Annotated in this window: 20 protein-coding genes; 7 read left to right on the top strand and 13 right to left on the bottom strand. The window is 62.2% G+C overall.

The features are described 5' to 3' along the window. Nucleotides 1–17: 17 nt before the first annotated feature. Together pgl and zwf are read right to left on the bottom strand one after the other, a co-directional pair. Complete coding sequence (gene pgl / locus H621_RS0108050) at nt 18–731, bottom strand: 6-phosphogluconolactonase (RefSeq protein ID WP_028942890.1); 714 nt, start codon at nt 729–731, stop codon at nt 18–20. Then, nucleotides 718–2,187 (bottom strand): glucose-6-phosphate dehydrogenase, encoded by a 1,470-nt coding sequence (gene zwf / locus H621_RS0108045; RefSeq protein ID WP_028942889.1) that lies wholly within the window; start codon nt 2,185–2,187, stop codon nt 718–720. The genes pgl and zwf overlap by 14 nt, the downstream gene beginning before the upstream one ends. A 214-nt stretch (nt 2,188–2,401) precedes the next feature. Here zwf and hexR point away from each other — a divergent pair, with 214 nt between their 5' ends. Further along, nucleotides 2,402–3,262, top strand: coding sequence for a DNA-binding transcriptional regulator HexR (gene hexR, locus H621_RS0108040; protein WP_177431031.1), 861 nt, complete (start codon nt 2,402–2,404; stop codon nt 3,260–3,262). On the opposite strand, the gene H621_RS0108035 is transcribed toward hexR, so the two are convergent. The 10 genes from H621_RS0108035 to edd form a co-directional block, all read right to left on the bottom strand. After that, complete coding sequence (locus H621_RS0108035; RefSeq protein WP_028942887.1) at nt 3,255–4,109, bottom strand: D-hexose-6-phosphate mutarotase; 855 nt, start codon at nt 4,107–4,109, stop codon at nt 3,255–3,257. The genes hexR and H621_RS0108035 overlap by 8 nt on opposite strands. Nucleotides 4,110–4,229: 120 nt before the next feature. Continuing rightward, entirely contained in the window at nt 4,230–5,576 is a 1,347-nt protein-coding gene (locus H621_RS0108030) for a carbohydrate porin (protein ID WP_028942886.1), read from the bottom strand. A 52-nt stretch (nt 5,577–5,628) separates the two neighbouring features. Continuing rightward, nucleotides 5,629–6,786, bottom strand: coding sequence for an ABC transporter ATP-binding protein (locus tag H621_RS0108025; RefSeq protein ID WP_028942885.1), 1,158 nt, complete (start codon nt 6,784–6,786; stop codon nt 5,629–5,631). Nucleotides 6,787–6,792: 6 nt separating this feature from the next. Next, the gene (locus H621_RS0108020; RefSeq protein ID WP_028942884.1) at nt 6,793–7,638 is read right to left on the bottom strand and encodes a carbohydrate ABC transporter permease; all 846 of its coding nucleotides are present in this window, start codon (nt 7,636–7,638) and stop codon (nt 6,793–6,795) included. Continuing rightward, nucleotides 7,631–8,539, bottom strand: coding sequence for a carbohydrate ABC transporter permease (locus tag H621_RS0108015; RefSeq protein WP_028942883.1), 909 nt, complete (start codon nt 8,537–8,539; stop codon nt 7,631–7,633). Before H621_RS0108015 ends, H621_RS0108020 begins: the two co-directional genes overlap by 8 nt. A gap of 90 nt (nt 8,540–8,629) precedes the next feature. Then, nucleotides 8,630–9,892 carry an ABC transporter substrate-binding protein gene (locus H621_RS0108010; RefSeq protein ID WP_028942882.1) on the bottom strand — a complete coding sequence of 421 codons (1,263 nt, stop codon included), beginning with the start codon at nt 9,890–9,892 and terminating at the stop codon, nt 8,630–8,632. A 145-nt stretch (nt 9,893–10,037) separates the two neighbouring features. Further along, nucleotides 10,038–11,432: an ATP-binding protein gene (locus tag H621_RS0108005; protein ID WP_280643230.1), complete on the bottom strand. Its 1,395-nt coding sequence runs from the start codon at nt 11,430–11,432 to the stop codon at nt 10,038–10,040. A gap of 43 nt (nt 11,433–11,475) precedes the next feature. Beyond that, nucleotides 11,476–12,174: a response regulator gene (locus tag H621_RS0108000; protein ID WP_036989630.1), complete on the bottom strand. Its 699-nt coding sequence runs from the start codon at nt 12,172–12,174 to the stop codon at nt 11,476–11,478. Nucleotides 12,175–12,188: 14 nt separating this feature from the next. Further along, on the bottom strand, nt 12,189–13,145 hold the full coding sequence (locus H621_RS0107995) for a glucokinase (RefSeq protein ID WP_028942879.1): 957 nt from the start codon (nt 13,143–13,145) through the stop codon (nt 12,189–12,191). Next, nucleotides 13,142–14,968 (bottom strand): phosphogluconate dehydratase, encoded by a 1,827-nt coding sequence (gene edd, locus H621_RS0107990; RefSeq protein WP_028942878.1) that lies wholly within the window; start codon nt 14,966–14,968, stop codon nt 13,142–13,144. The genes H621_RS0107995 and edd overlap by 4 nt, the downstream gene beginning before the upstream one ends. A gap of 268 nt (nt 14,969–15,236) precedes the next feature. Here edd and gap point away from each other — a divergent pair, with 268 nt between their 5' ends. The 6 genes from gap (at nt 15,237) to H621_RS0107960 (ending at nt 21,993) form a co-directional block, all read left to right on the top strand. Then, nucleotides 15,237–16,238 carry a type I glyceraldehyde-3-phosphate dehydrogenase gene (gene gap / locus H621_RS0107985; RefSeq protein WP_028942877.1) on the top strand — a complete coding sequence of 334 codons (1,002 nt, stop codon included), beginning with the start codon at nt 15,237–15,239 and terminating at the stop codon, nt 16,236–16,238. A 172-nt stretch (nt 16,239–16,410) separates the two neighbouring features. Next, entirely contained in the window at nt 16,411–16,929 is a 519-nt protein-coding gene (locus H621_RS0107980) for an RNA polymerase sigma factor (protein ID WP_028942876.1), read from the top strand. A gap of 68 nt (nt 16,930–16,997) precedes the next feature. Further along, nucleotides 16,998–17,960, top strand: a complete 963-nt coding sequence (locus tag H621_RS0107975; protein WP_028942875.1) for a FecR family protein — start codon at nt 16,998–17,000, stop codon at nt 17,958–17,960. Between the two features lie 117 nt (nt 17,961–18,077). Further along, nucleotides 18,078–20,672, top strand: a complete 2,595-nt coding sequence (locus tag H621_RS0107970; protein WP_028942874.1) for a TonB-dependent receptor — start codon at nt 18,078–18,080, stop codon at nt 20,670–20,672. Nucleotides 20,673–20,923: 251 nt separating this feature from the next. Continuing rightward, nucleotides 20,924–21,538 (top strand): biliverdin-producing heme oxygenase, encoded by a 615-nt coding sequence (locus H621_RS0107965; RefSeq protein WP_028942873.1) that lies wholly within the window; start codon nt 20,924–20,926, stop codon nt 21,536–21,538. Nucleotides 21,539–21,597: 59 nt separating this feature from the next. After that, complete coding sequence (locus tag H621_RS0107960; RefSeq protein WP_028942872.1) at nt 21,598–21,993, top strand: YbaN family protein; 396 nt, start codon at nt 21,598–21,600, stop codon at nt 21,991–21,993. Nucleotides 21,994–22,077: 84 nt separating this feature from the next. On the opposite strand, the gene arcD is transcribed toward H621_RS0107960, so the two are convergent. Next, entirely contained in the window at nt 22,078–23,505 is a 1,428-nt protein-coding gene (gene arcD / locus H621_RS0107955) for an arginine-ornithine antiporter (protein ID WP_028942871.1), read from the bottom strand. Nucleotides 23,506–23,610 lie beyond the last annotated feature (105 nt).

Genomic DNA, 23,610 nt, shown 5'->3' with positions numbered 1-23,610 from the left:
GACGGCAGGTCCTTGGCTCATGGGCACCAGTAAATTTCCAGAGGGTCGTGTAAAAACGCACGTATCGGCATCTCGGCCAAATCAGTGCCATCCAGCGCGGCGCGCAGGGTAGCGAGTTTGCCCGGGCCTTGCACGGACAGTGCAGTGAAGCCGGCACGGGCAAGCAGCGAACGAGTCATGCTCAGGCGCTGATGCGGCACGCTCGGTGCCAGCATTGGCAGGCAGCGACGCTTGCCGTGCAGGTCCAGGCCTTCGGTCAGGTTGGGGCTGCCAGGGAACAGCGAGGCGGTATGGCCATCGTCACCCATGCCCAGCACCAGCACGTCGATACCCCGCAGCGCGGCAAGCGCCTGATCGGCTTCCAGCGCAGCCGCCTCAAGGCTTTCAGCAGCACGGTAAAGACCGAGGAATCGGGCGCTGGCCACCTTGCCAACCAGCAGGTAGCGCTTGAGCAGGCCAGCATTGCTGTCGGCATGTTCGACGGGTACCCAGCGCTCGTCGGCCAGCGTGATCAGCACCTTGGACCACTCCAGCGGTTGCTTGCCCAGCGCCTCGAAGAACGCCACCGGACTACGTCCGCCCGACACCACGAGTGTCGCTTCACCCTGACGGGCAATGGCTGCACGCAGCTGCTCGGCAACGACCTTGGCAAGCCCTGCGGCCAGCGCCGGCGCTGCGTTGAATTCATGCACCGTCACAGTTGCCGGCAGCTTCAGTTCAGATATCGCCATACCACGACCTCCCGTCACGGGTAATCAATGCAATCGAGCTCATCGGCCCCCAGGAGCCGGCGGCATAGGGTTTGGGCGCATCGCCGGCGGCTTTCCAACCGGCGATCAGCTGATCGCACCACTTCCACGCGTATTCGATTTCATCCTTGCGTACAAACAGGTTCTGGTTGCCACGCATCACTTCCAGCAACAGGCGCTCATAGGCATCGGGGATCCGTGCGCTGCGCCAGGTGTCGGAAAAATTCAATTGCAAAGGCCCGCTGCGTAGTTGCATGCCTTTATCCAGGCCCTGCTCCTTGGTCATCACCCGCAGGGAAATACCTTCGTCCGGCTGCAGGCGGATAATCAACTTGTTACCGATCTGCAAACGCTGTTCCGGGGCGAAGATGTAGTGCGGTGTTTCCTTGAAATGGATAACGATCTGCGACAGCTTCTGCGGCATGCGCTTGCCTGTGCGCAGGTAGAACGGCACACCGGCCCAGCGCCAGTTGCGGATATCGGCGCGCAGGGCGACGAACGTCTCGGTGTCGCTCTGGGCATTGGCGTTGTCTTCTTCCAGGTAACCGGGCACCGACTTGCCTTCGCTGTAGCCGGCAATGTACTGGCCGCGCACTACACGGGTGCTCAAGCCTTCACCCGTGATCGGTGCCAGGGCCTTGAGAACCTTGACTTTCTCGTTGCGGATGCTGTCGGCCGACAGGTCGCTGGGCGGGTCCATCGCGATCAGACACAACAGCTGCAGCAGGTGGTTCTGGATCATGTCGCGCAGTTGCCCGGCCTTGTCGAAATAGCCCCAGCGCCCCTCGATACCAACCTTCTCGGCCACGGTAATCTCAACGTGGGAGATGGAGTTCTGGTTCCACTGGGTTTCGAACAGGCTGTTGGCAAAGCGCAGGGCGATCAGGTTCTGCACCGTCTCTTTGCCCAGGTAATGGTCTATGCGATAAACGCGATTCTCGGGAAAATACTGGGCAACCGCATCGTTGACCCGGCGCGACGACTCAAGGTCATGGCCAATGGGCTTTTCCAGTACCACCCGGGTGCGGTCGGTGAGACCCGCCTTGTCGAGGTTCTCGCAAATACCGCCGTACACCGCTGCCGGCGTTGCGAAATAAGCGATCAACTGGGTGTCGGCATCGACCTGCTCGGCCAGCGCCTGGTAGTCCTCGGCCTTGAGAAAGTCCACATGCACATAGCTAAGGCGCGACAGAAAACGCTGCAGGACGGGAAATTCGATCTGCCCGGCCGGCACGAACGCCTTCAGGTGCGACTCGATCGAGGCCAGGTGTTGTTCAGCGCCGCCCGGTTCGCGGGCCAGCGCCAGCACGCGGGTGTCGGCGTGCAGCAAGTCGGCACGGTCGAGCTGGTAGAGCGCCGGAAACAGCTTGCGCAAGGCCAGGTCGCCCAGGGCGCCAAACAGGGCAAAGGTGCAAGGTTCAACGCTGATCGCAGCCATGATGTATGTTCTTTTATCAAGTTGACGTAGAAATACCGTTTCCAACCCCAGTTTTCAAGGGGTAATGTAGTAAAAACCACAACATTTTGCCCAGTGGACAGATTCAAGTGGTGTGCCTTCCATGCCATCAGTACGATAGGCCACCGTGTCAAAAGCCCGCTGCCATCACCAGCCGGCTGCCTTATCGACCCAAGGACATATACCCATGGACCGTGTGCGAAACCTCCTGGAGCAGATCCAGGGCCGCCTCGAAGAACTGAACAAAGCCGAACGCAAAGTCGCCGAAGTCATCCTGCTCAACCCCCAGCAAGCCACCCGCTTCAGCATTGCCGCGCTGGCCCAGGCCGCCAAGGTCAGCGAGCCGACCGTCAACCGTTTTTGCCGCTCGTTCGGCGTCAGCGGCTACCCCGAGCTGAAGCTGCAGCTGGCACAGAGCCTGGCCAGCGGCGCGGCCTATGTCAGCCGGGCTGTGGAAGCCGACGATGATCCGGCCTCCTACACCCAGAAGATCTTCGGCAGCGCCATCGCCTCGTTGGACAGCGCCTGCCAGCAACTCGATCCGCAGTTGATCAGCCGTGCCGTCGACATGCTGATCCAGGCCCGCCAGATCCATTTCTTCGGCCTCGGCGCCTCGGCCCCGGTAGCCCTGGATGCCCAGCATAAATTCTTCCGCTTCAATCTCGCCGTCTCCGCCCACGCCGATGTGCTGATGCAGCGCATGCTGGCCTCGGTAGCCCATACCGGCGAGCTGTTCGTGATCATCTCCTACACCGGCCGCACCCGCGAGCTGGTGGAAGTGGCGCGCCTGGCCCGGGAAAACGGTGCCTCGGTACTCGGCCTGACCGCTGCCGACTCACCCCTGGCCAAAGCCTGCAGCCTGAGCCTGAACATCCCACTACCCGAAGACACCGACATCTATATGCCGATGACGTCGCGCATCATTCAACTGACCGTGCTCGACGTATTGGCCACCGGCATGACCCTGCGCCGCGGCGTGGACTTCCAGCCGCACCTGCGCAAGATCAAGGAAAGCCTCAACGCCAGCCGCTACCCGATCGACGACGAACTCAACTGAGCAGGTGCGCCTGCAACCGCAGGTGCGCCTGTTCACCCGGCGCCAGGCTCAGGCTGTCACTGCTGCCGCTGGCCGCCTCGACACAGACGAACCCCAAGGTTTCACTGCCGCTGACGCCCATCAAGGGCCGGCTGCCCGGATGCCAGACCACGGTGTCTTCGCTGTCCCCGGTGTCGATACACAATTGACGCTGCCAGGCCGGGTCGTGCAGTTGCACGGTGGCCGCATTGGGAAACACTCGCTGACAGCCGCCGTGTACCTTCAACGCGCCTTTCTGGCGACAGGCCTGGCGGTTCAAACGGTCGTAACCCTCAATGTTCTCTAGCCCAGATAGCGCTATCTCAGAAACGTCACTAATACGCCAGTAAGCCAGCAGAGCATGACTCAACTGACAAGGCTGGCTGTCTTGATGTTCGGTACTAAGTTGCAATTCCATGCGCTGACCCAGGCGCGCCGAGAGGTTCACCTGCCAGTCCCACAACTGCAGGCGCCAGTTGAGGGTCACGCCCTCCTCATCTTCGCTGCTGTCGATCAGCTTCCAGTCGAGCAAACGCGCCCAACCGTGGGCCGGCCACATGTCTTCGCTGGGGTGACGGCCATACCAGGGCCAGCACACCGGCACACCGCCGCGGATGGCGCCAACCTGGGGCCACTGCGCCGCACACCAGAGCCACGGACGCTCGCCGGTTGGCTGGAAGTGCAACAACTGCGCACCCTGGCGACTAAAAGCCGCCTGGCACCGGGGGTGATCGATGACCAGCACATCGCGCTGCTGGTAACGCTCCCACTCGAAGGTCGGCCTGGGCCGTTGCGAGGTAAAGAAGCGATGGAGCGGGTGCTCGGGCATGGCGTGGAAACTCTTGTTGTTAGTGAGGGCCTCGTCGCAGGGGCAAGCCCCCTCCTACCGTAGGAGCGGGCTTGCCCCGCGATGCGGCCGCAATATGGCGTAAATTTACAACATATTGCCTCAGAACGACGACTGAATCTTCAATCCCGCGACCAGCGCGTTGTCCACCTCATCCACGCCACCCGGGCGCTTGACGTACTGCAGGTTCGGCCGCACGGTCAGCCAGTTAGTCACATGGAAACCGTAATAGAGCTCGGCGTTGTATTCGGTTTCCTGGATCGGGACAAAATTGGGGTTGTCGTAATCGCTGATACCGCTCTGCTGATTGAGCAGTTCGGCCCGGTCTTTCACATCATCGTTGACATGAATGCGTGCCACGCCAAAGCCGATGTCATCCTTGGGCCGCGAATCAAACGCACCTTTGTAGACCAAGCCCACCTGCTGGTAGTTGTCGACCACGTTGGTGGCCTTGTCGTGCACGGTGAAGTTGGCAAACAGACTCAGGCCACGGCTGGCGTCGCCGTTGTGCGCGGTGACCTGCTGCTGGGCCACGACCCACCAGCCGTGCTTGCTGGAATGGGACTTGAAGTCGTTGCCGGTAATAGCCTGGGGCTGGCCGTTCACGTCCTCGTACACATCGTCGGCCTTGGCGGTGCTGTAGTAGTAGCCCAGGCGGTACTCGCCCGGCAGTTCGTTGACCTTGGGCGACCACACCAGCTCCACCGGCAGGATCATGCCCTTGGTGCCGCTGCCGCTGAGTTTGAAACCATTGCCGGTCTCAAGGTTGGAAGGGTTCTGCTCGTACACGCCAACCTGGGCGAAGAACTCGGGGGTGATGTTGTATTTGACCCGCAGCGCCCATTGACTCACCGGCCAGTTGTACCAGATGCCGCCCACCCAGTTGCCCACCTGGGAGCCACAGAACGCCAGGTTCTGGAAGTCGCAGGGAAAGCTGTTGAAGTCCTCGCCCTCGCCGAAACGGCCGAATTTGACATCCAGCGCACCATCGAAGTACTGCTGCTTGATCCACATCTGGGTCAGGCGCCAGGTCTGGCCGCGCCCCCACACCTCCTGCACCGAACTGAACTGGCCGGCGCGTGGGTCACTGATGCGGTCATTGGACAGGTTGCGCCCGCTGCGCTCGGTGATCGCCAACTTGAATTCGGCATCATGCCAACCAAGGATCTTCTCCAGGTCCAGGTGCGCGCCGAGGGCGAACTGGTCGCTGTAGCGCGCTGTCTTGTCGTCGTTGTAGCCACCATCGAGGTTGCCGGCCACTTCACCGACGTAGTCCAGGGTGAAGTCGTAACCCTTCTCCAGAAGCTCGGTACGCGTACCGCCCCAGTCGCCGCTCATCCATTTCGACTCCGGTGCAAAGGCACCGGCAGCCTGCGCGCCACCGCTTGCCCCCAGCGCTGCCAGCAGGGTCAAGGAACCCAGCGGCAAGATGTGTTTGAAGTGATCCATCCCTTGTTTCCTCGTTTTATTGTTCTCGATGGGTTTACGCTCTACTACGAATTCAGCGGCCCTTGAACTGGGCCACGTTGCCTTTGCCTGCCTGCTGCGGCTCGGCCCTCACCCCCAGGCGCTCACCCGTGGCGGCATCGAACAACAGCACCCGCGCCGGATCGAACTGCAGGTTCAAGGTGTCACCAACCCGGGTCGGTACATCCGGCGCCAGACGGCAGCACACCTTGGTCTGGTTGAGCGTGACGAACACCAGCAGGTCGGGGCCGGTAGGCTCGGTGATCTGCACCTGGGCACGAATACCCGGCAAGCCATTGGCCTGGGCCGGCGCCAGGGCGATCTGCTCGGGACGAATGCCAAGGATCACGTCACGTTCCTCAAGGCCCGCATCACTGATCCCCAAGGGTAGTTCGCATCGGGCCTGGCCACTGTCGAGCAAGGCCTGCAGGCGGCCATCCTTGCGTTGCAGTCGCAGGGGAATGAAGTTCATCGGCGGCGAGCCGATGAAGCTTGCGACAAACAGGTTGGCCGGATCGTTGTAGATCTGTTGCGGCGTTCCGAACTGCTGGATCAGGCCATCCTTCATCACCGCCACCTTGTCACCCAGGGTCATGGCCTCGATCTGGTCGTGGGTGACGTACACCGTGGTGGTCTTGAGGCGCTGGTGCATCAGCTTGATCTCGGTGCGCATCTCCACTCGCAGCTTGGCGTCGAGGTTGGACAGCGGCTCGTCGAACAGGTAGATCTTCGGCCGCCGCGCCAGCGCCCGGCCCATGGCCACCCGCTGTTGCTGGCCACCGGAGAGCTGGCCGGGCTTGCGCATGAGCAGGTGCTCGATCTGCAGCAGCTTCGCCACCCGCGCCACCTCTTCGTCGATGGCTGCCGCCGGCATCTTGCGCATCTTCAGGCCGAAGGCGATGTTGTCACGCACGTTCATGGTCGGGTACAGCGCATACGACTGGAACACCATGGCTATGTCGCGGTCCTTGGGGCTCATGCCGCTGATGTCGGCGTCGTCCACCAGGATCGCTCCACCCGTGATCTGTTCGAGCCCTGCGATACAGTTCATCAGGGTCGATTTGCCGCAACCGGAAGGCCCCACGAGGATCAGGAACTCTCCCGCATCGATCAACAGGTCGATATGCTTCAAGGTATCCGGCAGACCACTGCCGTAGGTCTTGTTGACGTTGCGCAGCTCAAGCGTTGCCATAGTGATTCACCCCTTGACCGCGCCGGCCGTGAGCCCGCGCAGGAAATACTTGCCAGCCAGCACATAGACCAACAGGGTCGGTAACCCGGCGATCATCGCCGCCGCCATGTCGACGTTGTATTCCTTGACCCCGGTGCTGGTGTTGACCAGGTTGTTCAGGGCCACGGTGATCGGCTGGGCATCGCCACTGGCGAAGACCACACCGAAGAGAAAATCGTTCCAGATCTGGGTGAACTGCCAGATCAGGCAGACCATGATGATCGGCACCGACATCGGCAGCAGGATCCGCCCGAAAATGGTGAAGAACCCTGCCCCATCCAGCCGCGCCGCCCGCACCAGGGCATCCGGGACGCTGCAGTAGTAGTTGCGGAAAAACAGCGTGGTAAAGGCCAGGCCATAGACGATGTGTACCAGCACAAGGCCCGTGGTGGTGCTGGCCAGCCCCAGCTTGCCGAGAGTGAACGAGGCCGGCAGCAGCACGGTCTGGAACGGCAGGAAACAACCGAACAGCAACAACCCGAAGAACAGTTGCGAACCGCGAAAGCGCCACATCGACAGCACATAGCCATTCAAGGCGCCCAGCAGGGTCGAGATCACCACGGCTGGCACGGTAATCTTCACCGAGTTCCAGAAGTAGCCACCGACGATGTCCCAGGCCTTGATCCAGCCAATCCCGGTGATCATCTCGGGCCAGCTCAGCAGGTTGCCGGTGCGGATGTCCTCTGGTGACTTGAAGCTGGTCAGCAGCATGACAATCAGCGGAACCAGGTACAGCGCGCAGGCCAGCAGCAGCGTCGAGTAGATCGCCAGGCGGCTGAAGGAAAGCGAGCGAGGAGCCAGGGATCTAGTCATGGCGCTTGTTCCTCAGTTCCGAATACAGGTAAGGCACCAGGATCGACAGGATTGCGCCGAGCATCAGGATCGCGCTGGCCGAGCCCATGCCCATCTGCCCACGGCTGAAGGTGAAGGAATACATGAACATTGCCGGCAGGTCCGAGGCATAACCCGGGCCACCTGCGGTCATCGCCGCGACCAGGTCGAAACTCTTGATGGCGATATGCGCAAGAATCATCAGCGCACTGAAGAACACCGGGCGCAGGCTCGGCAGCACAATGCGCAGGTAGATGCTCGGCAGGCTCGCACCATCGACCTGCGCGGCGCGGATGATCGACTGATCGACACTGCGCAACCCCGCCAGGAACAGTGCCATGACAAAGCCCGAGGCCTGCCACACTGCAGCGATAACCAGGCAGTAGACGACCCGATCAGGGTCCACCAGCCAGTCCAGGCGAAAGCCCTCCCAACCCCAGTCGCGCAGCATCTTGTCCAGGCCCAGGCCTGGATTGAGCAACCACTTCCAGGCGGTGCCGGTGACAATCATCGACAGCGCCATCGGGTACAAGTACACGGTGCGGATAAACCCTTCGCGGCGGATGCGCTGGTCGAGCAACACCGCCAGCAGCACGCCGATCACCAGGCTGATGACGATGAACAGGCCGCCGAACACCAGCAGGTTCTTGCTCGCCACCCACCAGCGGTCGTTCTCCATCAGACGCGCATACTGCGCCAGACCCACCCACTTGTAGCTGGGCATGAAGCTCGAGTTGGTGAACGACAGGATGAAGGTCCAGAGGATGTAGCCGTAGAAGCCCACCAGAACGATCAGCATGCTCGGCGCCAGCACCAGTTTCGGTAGCCAGCGCTGCAGGGCGTCGAGGGGGGAGGCCTTGTTGATTGTGGCAACAGTGCTCATCGGAAGTATCTCGTATGGGGTGTTTCGCGGGGCAAGCCCGCTCCTACAAAGAAGTGTGGGAGCAGGGCTTGCGCCGCGATCAGGCCAGATTCACTTGGCCGACTTGATCGCCGAATTCAGTTGTTTGACCGCCGTTGCGGGGTCCGCTTTCGGGTCATTGAGGAAGTTGGTCACCACATCGAAGATCGCCCCCTGCACTGCCAGGGAAGTCGCCATGTTGTGGGCCATGCTCGGCTGCAGGCCATCGCCCTTCTCGGCCTCCTTGAAGTCCTGCGCCGACTTCTGGGTACAGGCATCGAATTGGCTCATGTCCATGTCCTGGCGTACCGGCAGCGAGCCCTTGTTCTGGTTGAACACGGTCTGGAACTGCGGCTCCAGGGCGACCTTGGCCAGGTCGTTCTGGGCCCTGATGTCGTTCTCGTTCTTGAGTTTGAACATCGCCAGCGAGTCGATGTTGTAGGCAAAACTGCCCTGGGTGCCGGGAAAGGCCACGCACTCGTAATCCTTGCCCGCCACCTTGCCGGCAGCGGTCCACTCGCTCTTGGCCCAGTCGCCCATGATCTGCATGCCGGCCTTGCCGCTGATGACCTCGGCAGCGGCAATGTTCCAGTCACGCCCGGCCCGGTTGGGGTCCATGTAGGTGCCCAGGCGTTGCAAGGTCTTGAACACCTCGACCATCTTCTCGCCGGTCAGGGTGCTTTCGTCCAGTTCGACAAAGGCGGCGTAATAATCCTTCGGCCCCAGGATGCTCAAGGCCAGGTCCTCGAACACGGTGCTGTCCTGCCAGGGCTGCCCGCCATGGGCCAGGGGAGTGAAACCGGCAGCCTTGAGCTTGTCGGCGGCGGCGAAGAGTTCGTCAAGGGTGGTGGGCACCTTGGCACCGGCCTTTGCAAACACCTGGGGGTTGATCCACAGCCAGTTGACTCGGTGGATGTTTACCGGCACGGCCACGTAGTGACCGTCGTACTTCATGATCTCGGCCACCTTCCGGGGCAGCAGCGCATCCCAGTTGTTGGCCTTGGAGACGTCATCGAGTTCAGTCAGCAAACCCAGTGCGCCCCACTCCTGGATATCCGGGCCTTTGATCTGTGCGGCGGCCGGTGGATTGCCGGAGATCGCGCGCGTCTTGAGCACGGTCATGGCAGCGGCCCCGCCGCCACCGGCCACGGCGTTGTCCTTCCACACGAAGCCGTCTTTCTGCACCTGCGCCTTGAGCGTTTCGACGGCTTTGGCTTCGCCGCCGGAGGTCCACCAATGCAGCACTTCAACCGTACCGGCATCGGCGGCAACAGCGCTCAGGGGCAACAAGGAGGCAAGGGAAATGACAGCGGCGAGACGATTGATCGCATTCATTGAGGGCAAACCTTTTCTTGTTGTTATGCAGGTGCAAGTCATGCTGCTTGCGCTTGCATCGGAGTCTAAACAGAGGTTGATCGAGGGGACGTAACGAAGGGATGCGCGAATGTCACCAACTGGTGACATTCGCCTGGCCAGCGGCTCAGTCACCGCTGCGCGGCAAGCTCAAGGTCACGCGCAAGCCGCCTTCGCGCAGGTTGCGCATGCTCACCTCACCGCCATGGCTGTGAGCGATATTGCGCGCGATACCCAGGCCCAGGCCGTAGCCCTGTTGCTGGCCCGCCAGGCGAAAATGCGGTTCGAACACTTGCTCCAGGCGTTGCTCGGGCACTCCAGGGCCTTCATCGTCGACCTGCAGAACGAACCCACTGCCGCTGTCGATCACCCGCAGGTGCGCACGCTCACCATACTTCAAGGCGTTGTCGATCAGGTTGCCCATGCAGCGCTTGAGCGCCAGCGGCTTGCCCGGATAGGGCGCCATCGCTCGTCCTTCCAGGGTGATCCTGCCGCTGCTCAGGTACGGCTCGACCAGGCACTCCAGCACCTGGTTCAGGTCGATGCGCTCGATGTTCTCGTGGATGTCGGTGTCTTTCACACATTGCAGCGCACCCTTGACCAGCATTTCCAGTTCATCTAGGTCGCGGCTGAACTTGGCCTGCACGGCCTCGTCATCGAGCAACTCGACGCGCAGGCGCAGGCGGGTGATTGGCGTACGCAAGTCATGGGAGATAGCACTGAACAACTGACTGCGCTCGGTCAGGTAGCGACTGATACGCTCGCGCATGGCATTGAAGGCACGCCCCACCTCCTCTACCTCGCTGCCGCCACCTTCGGTGACCGGCTCGACATCCGCCCCCAGCGACATCTCCCGCGCAGCCAGGGCCAGACGCTTGAGCGGGCGGCTCTGCCAATGCACCAGCAAGCCGATGAACAACAGCAGGAAGAAGCTGGTCAGGAGAATGAACCAGACCTGCTGGGCTGGCAGTTCCTGCTCCTCAAGGCTGGTGTAGGGTTCAGGCAGCAGCGAGGCGATGTACAGCCACTCGCCTTCGCCCAGGTGAATCTGCATCACCAGCACCGGCGGATTGATCGGCTCCAGGGTCAAGGCATAGTGCGCCCAGGAGCGCGGCAGTTCATCGAGTTTCAGGCCGCTGTTGAAGATACGCAGATCCTGAGGACTGACAAACTTCACCGAGATTTCCAGTTGCTGGCCCAGTCGCTGGTGCAGCACCTCATCGACGGCGGTGATCACCGCCTGTTTGCGCACAGTCGAAGGTAGCTCCTGCATCTCCAGGGGTTTGTCATTGAGCGAGACCACAAAACGGGTGCCGCCCATGTTGCGCAACTGGTCCAGCACCATGGGCCGGTAGGCCACCGGCAGCGAGCGAAAATAGCTGACACTGGCGCTCATCGAGTGGGCCAGGCTGCGGGCACTGGCCACCAGTCCTTCCAGTTGGCTGGCGCGCAATTGCGACAGCCAGATCAGGCTCGACAGGCCCTGGGCCAGCAGCACCACCAGCAAGGTCAACAGCAGCATGCGCCCCAGCAGCGAGCGCGGCAGTGGCAGACGCCGGCGCCGCTCAGTGCGCGGGCGCAACGCTGGCCGCCAGCAGGTAACCGCTGCCGCGAATGGTGCGTATCAGCCGCGGCGGCTTGTCAGTGTCGCGCAGGCGCTGGCGCAGGCGGCTGACAGCCATGTCGACGATACGGTCCAGGGGCATGGGTTCGCGCCCGCGGGTGGCGTTGCCGATGGTGTCGCGGTCGAGGATCTGTTGCGGGTTATCGAGAAACAGTTTGAGCAAGGCGAAGTCGGCACCAGAGAGAATTACCTCCTCGCCGTCGCGATGAAACAAGCGGTGGCTGATCGTATCCAGGCGCCACTCGTCAAAGGCCAATACATCGCCCCCGTTGCGCTCCTGGCCGAACCCGGCCCGGCGCAGCAAGGCCTTGATGCGCGCCAGCAATTCGCGTGGGCTGAAGGGTTTGCCCAGGTAGTCATCGGCGCCCAACTCCAGGCCGATCACCCGGTCGGCCTCATCGGAGCTGGCGGTCAACATAATGATCGGCACCTGGGCCAGACGCCCATGCTGGCGCACCCAGCGACACAGGCTGAAGCCGTCTTCATCGGGCAGCATGACGTCGAGAATCACCAGGTCCCACTCGCCGCTATCCAGGGCCTGGCGAAAACCGCGACCGTCGGAGGCGGCAGTGACCTGGAAACCGGCACGGCTGAGGTAAGTGTGCAACAGCTCGCGAATCTCCTGATCGTCGTCGACCATCAGTATCGACTTACTCACGCGTTGACTCCTTCCAGAGCCACGCCTGCGCCGAGCAATCCGGAGAATTCCGCCGTCACCAGCCACACCGGCACGTTCTTGAAGTAACCGCTCATGCAGCCCTTGTCGGCAAAGCTTTCGGCAAACCCGCTGCGCAAGAACAGCTCGGCGAATCGCGGGATCACACCACCAACAATGTAAACACCGCCACGCCCACCCAAGGTAAGTACATTATTGCCCGCCACACGCCCCAGAAAGCGGCAGAACTGCTCGATAACCGCCAACGCCACGGGATCGCCCGCGAGGGCCGCATCGGTAATCGCCGCCGGACTCTGCAGTGTTGCCTGCTGCCCGTCCAGCGCGCAGACAGCCTGGTACAAGCGCAACAGGCCACCGCCACTGAGCACAGTCTCGGCACTGACGTGCCCTGTCTCGAGGGCAATCTGCTGGTGGATCTGCGCCTCACGCGGGGTACTCACCGGCAGATCGACATGCCCGCCCTCCCCGGGCAAGGCCATCCAGCGGCCGTCACCCAGGGCCAGCAAAGTGCCCACGCCCAGCCCCGTACCCGGGCCGATCACCACCGCCGGGCGCCCGGCATCGGCAACACCCGCACATACCTCGCGGCACTCGTCGGCCTGCAACCGGGTCATGCCCAGGGCCATGGCGGTGAAGTCGTTGATCAGTAGCAGTTGTTTGACCTGCAGGGCCCTGCAGAACGCCTGGCGACTGAGCCGCCAGTGGTTGTTGGTGAAGCGAAACTCATCACCGCTCACAGGCCCGGCCACCGCCAGGCAGACGGCCTCGAGCTCGCCCCTGGCCAGGCCCTGGGCCGCCAGGTAGGCGCCAATGGCCTGCTCCGGGCTGGTGTAGTCGGCGGTGGCAAACACCTGCACCGAATGCATGGCGTTGTTTTCCCAGAGGGCGAAGCGTGCGTTGGTACCGCCGATATCACCGACCAGGGCGCGCTTCATTTGAGCGTCTCCAGCGCCGAGGTGAAGGCGCTGGCGCCTTGCTCGGCCGGGCTCAGGGCCATGCGCAGGAAGCCGAACAGTTCACGGCCACAGCCCAGGTCGTTACCGCTGGGCGCCGCGGAAATTTCCCGGTCGGCGAGGGTCGCGGCGTCGAGTTTCACCGTCAGGGTGCCGGCAACGCCGTCGACCCGTACGATATCGCCATCGCGTACCCGCGCCAGCGGCCCGCCGTCAAAGGCTTCGGGGCACACATGTATGGCCGCCGGGATTTTCCCCGAAGCACCCGACATACGCCCATCGGTCACCAACGCCACCTTGAAGCCGCGGTCCTGCAGCACGCCCAGGAACGGAGTCATCTTGTGCAGTTCGGGCATGCCGTTGCAGCGTGGGCCTTGAAAGCGCATCACCGCAACAAAATCACATTCCAGTTCACCCGCCTGGAAGGCATCGGCCAGTGCCTGCTGGTCGTGGAATACGCGCGCCGGCGCTTCGACAACCTGGTGTTCAGGGGCCACGGCGGAGACTTTCATCACACCACGGCCCAGGTTGCCTTCCATCACCCGCAGACCGCCTTCAGGCGAGAACGGTCGCGCGACCGGACGCAGAATGGCTTCATCCAGGCTCGCCTGCGGACCTTCGCGCCACACCAGCTTGCCCTCCTGCAGGAACGGCTCCTGGGTATAACGACGCAGGCCATGACCGGCCACGGTGTTGACGTCTTCGTGCAGCAACCCGGCGTCGAGCAGTTCGCGAATCAGAAACGCCATGCCGCCCGCCGCCTGGAAGTGGTTGATGTCGGCCTTGCCGTTTGGATACACATGGGACAGGGTCGGCACCACCTCTGACAGCTCGGCCATGTCCTGCCAGGTGAGCTGGATCCCGGCTGCCTGAGCAATCGCCGGCATGTGCAGGGTGTGGTTGGTCGAACCACCCGTGGCGTGCAGGGCGACGATGGAGTTGACCAGGGACTTCTCGTCGACAATCTCGCCCAGCGGCATGAAGTCGCCGCTGGCCTTGGTCATGCGCGTGACCTGTTGCGCCGCCTCGATGGTCAGGGCATCGCGCAGCGGCGTGTACGGGTTGACGAACGAGGCACCCGGCAGGTGCAGGCCCATCACTTCCATCAACAACTGGTTGGTGTTGGCGGTGCCATAAAAGGTACAGGTGCCAGGGCTGTGGTAGGACTTCATTTCCGACTCCAGCAACTCCTCGCGGCTGGCCTTGCCCTCGGCATAGCGCTGGCGCACGTCGGCCTTCTGCTTATTGGAAATACCCGAGGGCATCGGCCCGCCCGGCACGAAAATCGTCGGCAGGTGACCAAAGCGCAGCGCGCCCATCAACAGGCCGGGCACAATCTTGTCGCAGATGCCCAGCATCAATGCGGCATCGAACATGTTGTGCGACAGGGCGATGGCGGTGGACATGGCGATCACTTCGCGGCTGGCGATACCCAGCTCCATGCCCGGTTCGCCCTGCGTGACGCCGTCGCACATGGCCGGCACACCGCCGGCGAACTGGCCAACCGAACCAATGTCGCGCAGTGCCTGCTTGATCTGTTCGGGGTAGTGCTCGTAGGGCTGGTGGGCCGAGAGCATATCGTTGTAGGCCGAGACGATGGCGACGTTGGCCGCATTCATCATCCGCAGGCTGTTTTTGTCCTGGGTGCCACAGCCCGCCACACCGTGGGCGAAATTGGCGCATTGCAGCTTGGCGCGCATCGGCCCGTCGCTGGCAGCGCCGCGAATCAACTGCAAGTAGCGTTCGCGGGTGGGACGACTGCGGTCGATCAGCCGTTGGGTGACCTCAAGAATGCGCGGATGCATGTACTGGACTCCAGGCTATCGGTGATTGCGACCTCTGCGGCCGTTTCCCTTATCCGCAATCGCCACCTAGGCTCAAAGGCAGGGGCGAGTGTCGAGGGAGGGACGGCTTGGCCGATCGCTCGTTGTAGATTGAACAAAATACTGCCAGCAAAAAGGCTTGTTTTCTATTTTTTTACGAATAATCTTGTAATTCCAACAACAAAATCAGATGCAGTGAAGCAATTCTTCATTTGCCACGGGCTTAACCCGGTCTGCCAGAGGTAGCTCCATGACCCTTCGCATCGCAATCAATGGCTTTGGCCGCATTGGCCGCAACATCCTCCGCGCACTCTATACCCAAGGCTACCGCCAGGACCTGCAGGTCGTCGCGATCAATGACCTGGGTGACAGCGCGATCAATGCCCATCTGCTCAAGTACGACAGCGTCCACGGCATCTTTGCTGCCGACGTCGAATCCGATCATGAAAGCCTGACCGTCAATGGCGACCGCATTGCTGTCAGTGCCATCCGCAACCCGGCGGAACTGCCGTGGAAAGCCGAAGCCATTGATGTGGTATTCGAGTGCACCGGGCTATTCACCGATCGCGCCAAGGCAGCCGCCCATCTTACTGCCGGGGCGGGCAAAGTCATTATCTCGGCACCGGCCAAGGGTGCCGATGCGACCATTGTGTATGGCGTCAACCACGATATCTTGCGGGCCGGCCACCAGATCATCTCGGCTGCCTCTTGCACCACCAACTGCCTGGCGCCCCTGGCTCAGGTGCTGCACCGCGAACTGGGCATCGAGCAAGGGTTGATGACCACCATTCATGCCTACACCAATGACCAGAGCCTGACCGACGTCTACCACAGCGACCCGTTCCGTGCGCGCTCGGCCACCCAGTCGATGATTCCGAGCAAGACCGGTGCGGCCGAGGCCGTGGGGCTGGTGCTGCCGGAACTGGCGGGCAAACTGACGGGCATGGCAGTGCGCGTACCGGTGATCAACGTATCGCTGGTGGACCTGACCGTGAACCTTGCGCGCGAGACCACTGCCGACGAGGTCAACGCCCTGTTCAAGGAGGCCAGCCGACACTCCAGGGTGCTGGGCTACAACAGCCTGCCGCTGGTGTCGTGCGACTTCAACCACAACCCGCTGTCGTCGATTTTCGACGCCAACCACACCCGCACCAGCGGCCGCATGCTCAAGGTGCTGGCCTGGTATGACAACGAATGGGGTTTCTCCAACCGCATGCTGGATAACTGCCTGGCGCTGTGCAGCGCCCGATAGAACAGGCGCGCGGCAGGAGCGGGCTTGCCCGCGGCCCACCCTTCCAGACCACACGGATTCGGTGGCTGGAATGGCCCCTCGCGGGGCAAGTCCGCTCCTGCAGGCATTACAGACTTGACCTATGCAAAGATGATAAGCATTATCATTCGCTTCGCATTGCTCGGGTATCACTGTGAGCCAGTCCCAGTTCAACACTGTATTTCTCGCCCAGCGAGTCAGCCTGCTGCGCACCCTGCAACGCATGGTTGATAACCCGAGCACCGCCGAAGACCTGCTGCAAGAGACCTACCTGCGCGTCACCCGTGCCCTCGGCGAGCGCCCCATCGAGCACCTTGAGCCTTTTGTTTTCCAGACCGCCCGCAACCTGGCGCTGGACCATTTGCGCGCGCGCCGCGCCCAGGCTCGCAACCTGGTCGATGATGTGCCCGAACAAATTCTGCACAACGTCGCCGCCCCCAGCAGCAGCGCCGAAGACGCCGCCCACGCCGAACAACTGCTCAAGCGCCTGAGTGTCAGCCTCGGCCAGTTGACCCCACGCCAGCAGCGTATTTTCATTCTCAGCCGATTGCACGGCGCCAGTTACCTGGAGATCGCCGAGCAGCTCAACGTTTCCGCCAGTACAGTCCAGAAGGAACTGAAACTGATCATGGCCATCTGTGTAGGTGTCGCCAATCGCCTGAACCGCGACTGACGGTGGGTTGCCAGCGCTGCCATAACGCTTGATCATAAATACAACGACAAGACCTTCCAGGACTCTCCGTGACCGATAGCGCCCCTCATCGCCCTTCGCCGCCAGACTCGGCTGCCTGCGACAGTGCCATGGACCAGGCCCTGGACTGGTTGATCCGCCTGCAATGCGCCACGCCTGAAGACACCCTCGCCTTTGAAGCCTGGCTCGAGGCCGACCCGGCCAATGCCCAGGCTTATGTCGAAGCCGAAGCCCTATGGCAGGGCGACACGCTACGCCAGGCCGCTGCCCAGATTGCCCAGACCAATCGCCCTTCGCGCCTGGCCCGCCTGCGTCCGCACTGGAAGCCGCTGGCAGCTGCCGCTGTGTTGCTGGTCGGGGTTTTCACCGTGGGCAATGTACCGATACGCCTGCAAGCCGATCACCTGACCGTGGTCGGCGAGCGCCAGCGACTGCAACTCGAAGACGGCTCGAAGGTGTTGCTCAACACCAACTCGGCTTTCTCCAGCGATATCGACAATCGCCAGCGCGTCGCCCGCCTCTACCAGGGCGAAGCGTTCTTCGAGGTACCCGCCGGCATGGCCCAACCGTTTGAACTGCAAGCCGGCCCCTTGCGTGCCAGCGTGCGCGACAGCGACTTTGCCGTGCGCTACCTCAACGGCGAGGCCCAGGTCCGCGTGCAGCGTGGCGATATCGACCTGCGCGCCAGCAGCGACCAGCACATCCGCCTGTCCAGCGGCGACAGCATCCGCATCGGTCCCAACGGCTTTGGCCAGCGCGAGCGGGTCGATCCGCAAAAAGACCTGGCCTGGGTCCACGGCCGGCTGATTTTCGAAAACTGCCCACTTGAGCAGGTGCTGGCTGAAATCCGCCGCTATTACCCAGGCATGATCATCTCGCGCAACGAGCGCCTGGAGCAGGTCGCGATCACCGGCAACTACCGCCTGGATCAACCGATCGAGACCTTGCGCGCCCTGGCCCACATCACGTCGGCCCAGTTGCACGAGTTCCCCGCCGTGGTCATTCTCAACTGATCTGCAATTATTTTTACGCGATTCCCTGAACCGAAACGTCTCGTTATAGCCAATGCAACTGATTCTTATTTTTGAATCGGCCATACCTATAACTTCGCGCGACAGGGAGCGCTTTCGATGTCCACTGGTTCTACTCGTCGGTCTTCAGACACTTCTCGTAAACCCGGCCTGCAGCGTTGCACGCTCTCCCTGTTGACCCTGGCGTTGCTCACCAGCGGCGCCTGCAGCTTGCCGGCCCTGGCCGCCGAACCTGCCCAGGCAACTGCGCCGCGCATGGGTGACTACCGCTTTGCCATTGCCCAGCAACCGCTGGTATCGGCCCTCAATGCCTTTACCACCGTTACCGGCTGGCAGGTCGGCCTGTCTGCCGAACTGGCCGAAGGCGTAGCCTCGCCAGGCGTTCAGGGCTCTCTCAAGCCCGAGGCTGCGCTCAAGCGACTGCTGGCCGGCACCGGCCTGAACTATCGCACCCTGGGCAGCGGCAACGTGGTGATCGAGCGCAGCACCTCCAACGTCATCGCCCTGCAGCAGATCACGGTCAGCGCCACCCGTAGCGCCCAGGACATCAGCCAGGTACCGAGCACCGTCAGCGTACATACCCGCGAACAACTGGACCGCCAGAACGTCAACGACATCAAGGAACTGGTGCGCTACGAACCGGGCGTCTCGGTCAGTGGCACCGGCCAGCGCAGTGGCCTGAACGGCTACAACATCCGCGGTATCGACGGTGAGCGAGTACTGACCCAGATCGACGGCGTGTCGATCCCCGACAGCTTCTTCTTCGGCCCCTACGCCCAGACCCAGCGCAACTACGTCGACCCCGAAATCGTCAAGCGCGTGGAAATTCTTCGTGGCCCGGCCTCGGTGCTGTACGGCAGCAACGCCATCGGCGGTGCTGTGAGCTACTTCACCCTCGACCCCGACGACATCATCAAGCCCGGCAAGGATGTCGGCGCACGCCTGAAGACCGGCTACAGCTCGGCCGACGAAAGCTGGTTGAATTCAGCCACCGTCGCCGGCCGCCAGGGCGACTTCGACGGCCTGCTGCACCTGAGCCAGCGCAATGGCCATGAGACCGAGTCCTACGGTGGCCACGGCGGTACCGGCCTCGAGCGCACCGAAGCCAACCCCGAAGATGTGCGCACCACCAACATCCTGGCCAAGGCCGGCTGGAACTACGCCGACGATTCGCGCCTGGCGTTCACCTATGAAAAGTACAAGGATGACCGCGACCTGGAGCAGAAGAGCGCCGTCGGCGGGCCGTTCATCCCGGGCTTCGGTGCCATGAACTCATACCGCGACCGCACCGGCAACGACGTGGTGACCCGCGAGCGCTTCGGCATCAACCATGAGTTCGCCCTGGGCAGCCTGCTGGCCGACAATGTGAAGTGGAGCCTGAACTACCAGATCGGCAAGACCGACCAGCGCACCGATGAAATCTACTTTGCCTCCGGCCGCCAGGTAGCCCGTGACCGCAAGACCACCTACAAGGACCGCCAGTGGGTCTTCGACGCACAGCTGGACAAAGCCTTCAGCGTCGGTGAAACCGAGCACTTGCTGACCTACGGCACCACCCTGAAGAACGAAAAGGTCACGGGCTCGCGCAGCGGCACCGGCACCTGCCTGAACGTCGGTGGTGCGTGCCGCGCCATCGGCCAGATCAGCGTCAACGACAGCCAGGCACTGGTCAGCGACTTCCCGGACCCGACCGTCAACACCTACAGCCTGTTTGCCCAGGACGAGATACGCTGGAACCAATGGACCTTCCTGCCGGGTGTGCGCTACGACTACACCCAGCTCAAGCCGCACATGACCGACGAATTCCTGCGCGGTATCGGTGCGTCGAGCACTGACCCGGTGGACGATGACGAGAAAACCTGGAACCGGGTATCGCCCAAGTTCGGCGTAACCTACGCCTTCGACGACAACTACACCTGGTATGGCCAGTACGCCGAAGGTTTCCGCACCCCCACCGCGAAGTCGCTGTATGGCCGCTTTGAGAACCCGGGCCTGGGCTACAGCGTGCGCGGCAATTCCGACCTTGAGCCGGAAAAGAGCAAGAGCTACGAGACCGGCCTGCGCGGCAACTTCGACGCCGGCAATTTCGACGTGGCGGTGTTCTATAACAAGTATCGCGACTTCATCAACGAAGACGCCGTGCAGGGCAGCAACCTGGGCCAGACCTTCGAGGCCAACAACATCAAGCACGCCACCATCAAGGGTGCCGAGTTCAAGGGCCGCCTGAACCTGGACCACTTCGGTGCCGCGCAAGGTCTCTATACCCAGGGCTCGATCGCCTACGCCCGTGGTCGCAACGACGACACCGGCCAACCGCTCAACAGCGTCAACCCGCTGACCGCCGTGATGGGCCTGGGCTACGAGCAGGAGCAGTACGGCGCGTTGCTGAGCTGGACCCTGGTCAAGCGCAAGGACCGTGTCGACGACACCACCTTCTTCGCCCCCGACGGTGCCAGCCAGCAGTTCCGCACTCCCGGCTACGGCGTGCTCGACCTTGCCGGCTTCTACAAGGTCACCGACGACATCACCGTCAACGCCGGCCTGTACAACCTGACCGACAAAAAATACTGGCAGTGGGATGACGTGCGCGGCTACGACGGCCTGGGTGAAGCGGCGGTGACCTCGCCGGCCAACCTGGATCGCCTGACCATGCCAGGGCGCAATTTCGCCATCAACCTGGTCTGGGACATTTAGTAGAGGTTTCGCAGGCCAGTGCATCCAGCAATCCTGATGGTGCCTGGAATACGGCCGCTGCGCGGCCGATCGCAGCCTCGTTTCTCGCCAGCGGCTACAGATTTACCGATGTAGCCGCTGGCGACAGCCTGCGATCGACCGCGCAGCGGTCGTGGTTCAAGACAGGCCTCCCTAGGGGTGAGGTTTTTTTACTGTCGCGCGTCTTCTGTTTCGTCTAGTCACTAGGCACGCCCACTTCGCAAGGAATCACCATGACCGCCGCAACCACCACCGAACGCGCCAGCCTGCGTTCGCAACGCCTCAACCAGCTGACCCATGCCCCGCATACCGAGCTGGATGCACTGGTCAAATCCCATGCCCCATTCGAGACCCGCGAAAGCTTCGCCCGTTTCGTGGTGGCCCAGTACCTGTTCCAGAACGAACTCAAGGCGCTGTACACCAACCCTGAGTTGACCGCCATCGTCCCCGACCTGGCCGAACGCTGCCGTGCCGAACAGGCTGCCCTCGACCTGGCCGACCTGGACACCGTCATTCCTGACGCCTTCCCGGGTGCGGTGCAAAGCCCGAGCCTGGGTGAAGCCATGGGCTGGATCTTCGTCTCCGAAGGCTCCAAGCTCGGCGCCGCCTTCCTGATCAAGCGTGCAGTTGGACTGGGCCTGTCGGATACTTTCGGCGCTCGTCACCTGGGCGAACCGGCCGGTGGCCGTGCCGAAGGCTGGAAACAATTCACCCGCATCCTCGACGGCCTGGAACTGAGCCCGGAAGAAGAAGCCAAGGCCGAACAAGGCGCCGTGGCTGCCTTCGAGCGCTTCACCGAGTTGCTCAAACATGCCTACGCGACTGCGCCTAAAGCCGAACTGGCCTGATGCACCGTACCCGGTTACCCTCGTGGTAACCGGGCCTTGCCCGTGCACCTGAAAAGCCCATGACCCGCCCTGCCGCCTCCAAACTCTCGCGCCTGCTGTTTGGCCTTCTGGCCTACGTCAGCCTGGCCATCGGCCTGGTCGCCATCGTCGTGCCCGGACTGCCCACCACCGAGTTCATCCTGCTTGCCGCCTGGGCTGCCACCCGCAGTTCTCCGCGCCTGAGCGCCTGGCTGGAGAACCACCGGTTGTTCGGCCCGATCCTGCATAACTGGCGCAACGGCAAGGTCATCCAGCGACGCGCCAAGCTCAGCGCCACCGCCAGCATGGTGCTGTGTGCAACAGTGATGCTGGTGTTCCTGGACCACGGTTGGCCGGTATTCCTGGCCATTGGCGGCATGGCCCTGGGCAACCTGTGGATCTGGTCGCGACCCGAAGCAGCCCCTGAACAGTGCTAAAAGTGACGGTGTTGCCCAGACTTTGTGGGAGGCGGATTTGCCGGCGATCGACCGCAAAGCGGTCGTAACTCGGCGAATCCATTTCTACAGGGTGAGCATTCCGCTATAGAGCGAATACGCCGCCAACACAGCCCCCGCCAGCACTGCAGCAAAAATCACTTTCTCCCAGTGGGTGAACAGCGACTGTCCCTGCTCGTGCTTGGCCCGGGCAAACAGGATCACGCCCGGCGCATACAACAGTGCCGACAACAGCAAGTACTTCAAGCCCCCGGCGTAAAGCAGCCAGACCGCATACACCAGGGCGATGGCGGCAATCACCAGGTCCTTGCGCCGTGCGCCAGGGCTCCCTCCATACGACTCTCCCCGCACCGCCAGCAGCACGGCATACGCGGCCGACCACAGGTACGGCACCAGGATCATCGAGGAAGCCAGGTAAATAAGGCTGGTGTAGGTGCCCGCCGAAAACAGTGTGATCAGCAGGAACAGCTGAATCATGATGTTGGTCAGCCACAGCGCATTGGACGGCACATGGTTGGCGTTTTCATGGGCCAGAAAACGCGGCATGGTCTGGTCACGAGCCGTGGCAAACAGGATCTCGGCACACAGCAATGCCCACGACAACAATGCCCCGAGCAACGAAATCGCCAGGCCGATGCTGATCAGCAATGCCCCCCACGGCCCGACGATGTGCTCCAGCACCGACGCCAGCGACGGGTTCTGCAATGCCGCCAGCTCTGGCTGGGTCATGACGCCCAGCGACAGGACGTTGACCATCACCAGCAAGGCCAGCACGCCGATGAAGCCGATCACCGTGGCCTTGCCCACGTCCGAGCGCTTCTGCGCACGCCCCGAGTACACGCTGGCACCTTCGATACCGATGAACACGAATACCGTCACCAGCATCATATTGCGCACCTGATCGAGCACGCTGCCGAATTTCGGGTTGCTCAAGCCCCAGATGTCACGGGTGAAGATATCGGCGCGAAAGGCCACGGCGGCAATCACGATGAACATCACCAGCGGCACGATCTTGGCCACGGTGGTCACCTGGTTGATGAACGCTGCTTCCTTGATGCCACGCAGCACCAGAAAATGCACTGCCCACAGCAGCAATGAAGCACAGGCAATGGCGATCGGCGTGTTGCCCTCGCCAAACACCGGAAAGTAAAAGCCCAGGGTGCTGAACAGCAGCACGAAGTAACCCACGTTGCCCAGCCAGGCGCTGATCCAGTAGCCCCAGGCAGATGAAAATCCCATGTAGTCGCCAAAACCGGCCTTGGCGTAGGCGTAGACCCCCGAGTCGAGCTCCGGCTTGCGGTTGGCCAGGGTCTGGAACACAAATGCCAGGGCCAGCATACCGACCGCCGTGATCCCCCAACCGATCAATACAGCGCCAACGTCAGCGCGGGCAGCCATGTTCTGCGGCAGGGAAAAAATCCCGCCGCCGATCATCGAGCCGACCACCAGCGCGATCAACGCGCCAAGGCGCAGTTTTTGTCCTGATTCGGACATGCAGATCCCCTCTCTGTCTCGTCTTTGTAACCTCAGGGCGGCACCCTGAGTTAAATAAAGCAGGTACGTTCGCGTTTATATGTTATTGGCCTTTAAGACTATAGC

This window comes from Pseudomonas vranovensis DSM 16006 (genome assembly GCF_000425805.1).
GTDB classification, from domain to species: domain Bacteria; phylum Pseudomonadota; class Gammaproteobacteria; order Pseudomonadales; family Pseudomonadaceae; genus Aquipseudomonas; species Aquipseudomonas vranovensis.
Note: the sequence above shows the minus strand (reverse complement) of the source record. Positions and strands in the feature narration are given on the sequence as shown.